The sequence below is a fragment of the Endozoicomonas sp. Z74 genome (genome assembly GCF_057680865.1).
Map to the genome: position 1 here is coordinate 1 of NZ_JBLYZI010000267.1, position 844 is coordinate 844.

The window sequence follows — 844 nt, forward strand, 5'->3', positions numbered from 1 at the left end:
CTAGGCGGCGTTCTCATCTAACCGATCTGCCAGATTTTAACTCAAACTCATGCCAACCAGACCATGATGGCTGCTATTTGAAGCATTCCCGTATAGTTACGCAGAAGCCGCTCGTAACGAGTTGCTACACGTCGGAAGTTCTTGAGCTTTTGAAATAGTCGCTCAACCAAATTCCGTTCCTTGTAGAGCTCTTTATCATAATATCGCTGCTCTAACCTGTTGCGTTTCGGAGGAATGACCGGTTCAGCACCTGATTCTTTGATCTCAAGAAGGAACGCATTCGAGTCGTATCCTCTGTCAGCAAGAACAAAGTCAGCTGACAAACCTTCTATCAGAGCATTGGCTTGACCATACTCTGATGCTTGCCCAGCGGTAAGAATAAAGCGAATAGGGTTGCCAAGAGCATCAGTGGCGGCATGGATCTTGGTCGTTAATCCACCTCTTGATTTTCCGACGGCTTCGGTTTTTTGAGCTGTTTTTTAGGAGCCCCATGCTGATGAACACGCGTGATTGAGCCGTCCACCATTAAGTACTCCAGATCGCAGTCCCTACTCAGCTCTTCAAAGACTTGATTCCATATGCCTTTCGAACACCAGCGATTGAATCTGTTATACGTATTGTGCCAATCACCAAATTCTTCAGGCAGGTCTCTCCACGGAGCGCCAGTACGAGCCATCCAAAGAATCGCCTCAACAAACAACCTGTTCTCAGCTGTTGGTCCGGGATCAGAGGCCTTGCCTGGTAACATGTCTTTGATCCGATCCCATTGATCATCTTTGAGTACTGTGCGAGCCATAGCAAACCAAATTCACATACTTTAGCTCACTATCAGCTGCCTTTCCGG

1 protein-coding gene is annotated in these 844 nt (G+C 47.4%); it reads right to left on the bottom strand.

Annotation, left to right across the window (positions count from 1 at the left end):
• Positions 1-47: 47 nt before the first annotated feature.
• A protein-coding gene (locus ACNRUY_RS26680; protein ID WP_488114695.1) for an IS5 family transposase occupies positions 48-796 on the bottom strand; the annotation gives its coding sequence in 2 pieces (ribosomal slippage) (positions 48-473 and positions 476-796; 747 coding nt in all).
• Positions 797-844: the final 48 nt, after the last annotated feature.